3 protein-coding genes and 1 pseudogene are annotated in these 2355 nt (G+C 73.6%); 1 reads left to right on the top strand and 3 read right to left on the bottom strand.

What is annotated here, in order from left to right:
• The 3 genes and pseudogenes from ACTUAL_RS06500 to ACTUAL_RS06490 all read right to left on the bottom strand — a co-directional run.
• Window positions 1-380: pseudogene (locus ACTUAL_RS06500) on the bottom strand (hypothetical protein); the annotation flags it as partial.
• A 188-nt stretch (window positions 381-568) separates the two neighbouring features.
• Complete coding sequence (locus ACTUAL_RS06495; protein ID WP_440899606.1) at window positions 569-1399, bottom strand: PhzF family phenazine biosynthesis protein; 831 nt, start codon at window positions 1397-1399, stop codon at window positions 569-571.
• Window positions 1400-1451: 52 nt separating this feature from the next.
• A complete protein-coding gene (locus tag ACTUAL_RS06490) occupies window positions 1452-2075 on the bottom strand; it encodes a TetR/AcrR family transcriptional regulator (RefSeq protein ID WP_096493652.1) in 624 nt (207 codons plus the stop codon).
• 127 nt (window positions 2076-2202) lie between these two features.
• Here ACTUAL_RS06490 and ACTUAL_RS06485 point away from each other — a divergent pair.
• Window positions 2203-2355, top strand: a 153-nt coding sequence (locus tag ACTUAL_RS06485; protein ID WP_440899607.1) for an NADPH-dependent FMN reductase, incomplete at its 3' end; no start/stop codon positions are given.

The following is a 2355-nucleotide window of genomic DNA, read 5'->3' as shown; positions in this document are numbered from 1 at the left end:
CGCGCCGTCGGGTGCAGGTCGAAGTCGTCGTCCAGCCACACCAGCGGGCGCTGCCAAGCGAACCGGGCCACGGCGTCGTACTTCCAGCCACCGCCGGTGCTCCCGCACTCGACCACCCGCAGGTTCGGCAGGCCGATCGCCGGACCGACCACCGTGTTCGCCTGGTGCCCCCAGGTGGTGGCCCAGACCAGCTCGGCGTCACCCGCCGCGTCGAGCAGGGCCGCCCCGTGGTCGGGGTTGAACCACATCCGCAGCGGGCGCCGCCTGCTCCAGCCGCGCAACCGGAAGCGGTGCTCGACGAAGCCCGGTGGTTTCGCGTCAGCGCCTGCCGCGAACGGGTTCAGCGGGCCGTCCACGTCGAGCAGCAGCACGGGGCGCATGACGAAGATCGTGTCAGGACCGGTGCCTGCGCAGTGGCGAGGGCAGGGTGAAGCGCCCCGGTGGCCAGGTCCGGGTCGGCCAGGTCGGGCGCAAGCGAGCCGCGATCACCTCGCACGTCCCATTGTTCCCGAACCGCGACTGGCTCGGGCGGGATCGGGGGCGAATCGGCATCGCACTTTCGGGTGATCTAGTCCAGCGCCACGTGGCCGGTGACGACGGTGGTCGTCGCGCCGCCGATCCACAGCTCGTCGTCGGCGTCCCGCTCCACCAGCACGTGCCCGTCCGCCCCGACCACCGTCCCCTGGTGCGCGGCGTACCGGTCGGGCGCGCGGCCGGTGTCCACCAGCCAGCGGGCCACCCCGGCGTTCAGGCTGCCGGTCACCGGGTCCTCGGTCACCCGGTCGCCCTCCACGAACAGCGCCCGCACCTCCACCAGGTGCGGCGAGCCGGGCGGGTGCGGGCCGACCAGGCCGAGCGCCGGGGCGTCCGCCAGTTCCCGCGCGGTCGGGACGCGCGCGCCCAGCACCGAACCCGCGTCCGGCGCCAGCACCGCGATCCAGCCGGGGCCGTTGTCCACGTGCGCGGCGTCGACCACCGGCACGTCCAGCGCCTCGGCCAGGTGCGCGCGCAGGTCCGCGTCGACCGGGCCGGACCGGGTCAGCGGGGGAGCGGCGAAGGCCAGACCGCCCTCGGTCCTCCGCACCCGGACCAGGCCCGCCTCGCACTCCTGGGTGACAACGGGCTTGTCCGCACCAAACCGCTCGGCCCAGGCGTGGCACGCGCCCAGCGTCGGGTGCCCGGCGAAGGGAAGTTCGCCCGAGGGGGTGAAGATCCGCACCCGGTAGTCCGCAGGTCCGGTCGGGGGCAGCAGGAAGACCGTCTCGGACAGGTTCGTCCAGCGCGCGAACCGGGCCAGCTCCGCGTCCGACAGGCCCTCGGCGTCCCCGACCACGGCCACCGGGTTGCCGCGCAGGGACGTCCCCGCGAACACGTCCACCTGGCTGAACCACCTGCTCACGACAACCCCCTCGCCGACGACGCGCCACCTGAACCCGCCGAGCGCCGATCTTTCACCTGATCGTGCCGAGCAGGCGGCCCACGAGATCGTGCCACCCCGCTTCGAGGCGCTTCTGGCTCATGCCGCGCGTGGTCCGCAGGTGGTTCACCAACCCGATCTCCAGGTACCCCATCAGCGTGACCGCGTGCAGCGTCAGGTCACCGCCCGCGCCCGCCTCCCGCAGCAGCACCACCAGGTGGGTCTGCCGCAACCGCTGACCGGGCACCGCGTAGCGCCGGTCGGGGTCGGTCTCGGCGGCCAGGTACAGGTCCCGGTCGCCGTGCTCGTGCCGCAGCACGGCGGGCCCGAAGGCGTGCAGCCGCTCGGCCGCGCCCGCGCCAGGCCCCAGGGGCGGCGGTCCGGCCAGGTAGGCCGCCTGGAGCCGCTGCTCGCTGCGGTCCAGCAGGGCCAGCAGCAGGCCGGTGCGGTCGCCGAAGCGCCGGAACACCGTGCCCTTGCCGACGCAGGCGGCGCTGGCCACCGCGTCCATCGTCAGGTTGGCCGCGCCGTGCTCGTCCACCAGCAGCGCGGCGGCCTCCAGCAGGCGCGCCCGGTTGCGCGCGGCGTCGGCGCGCAGTCGTGGCTCTCCGGTTACCGGCTCCACGTCGATGCGCACCGGTCCGGTAGGGGTGCTCATGTGGCCAGGTTAACGCCATCGGGGCAGAAGTGGACTGCGGTCCGGATAGGTGGTAGAACGTTCAAGCACCACCAACCGGACCGTGGTCCGGTTGACCCCCACGCTGCACCACCCAGGAGAACCTCAGATGTCTGCACGCGTCCTCGCGTTCGTCGGCAGCCTCCGCGCGGCCTCGCACAACCGCCAGCTCGCCGAGACCGCCGTCAAGCTCTCCCCCGAGGGCCTCGACATCGACCTCTACGAGGGCAGCGCCGACGTCCCCTTCTACAACGAGGACATC

It is taken from the genome of Actinosynnema sp. (assembly GCF_052038725.1).
This window is presented reverse-complemented; position numbering and strand designations above follow the sequence as displayed.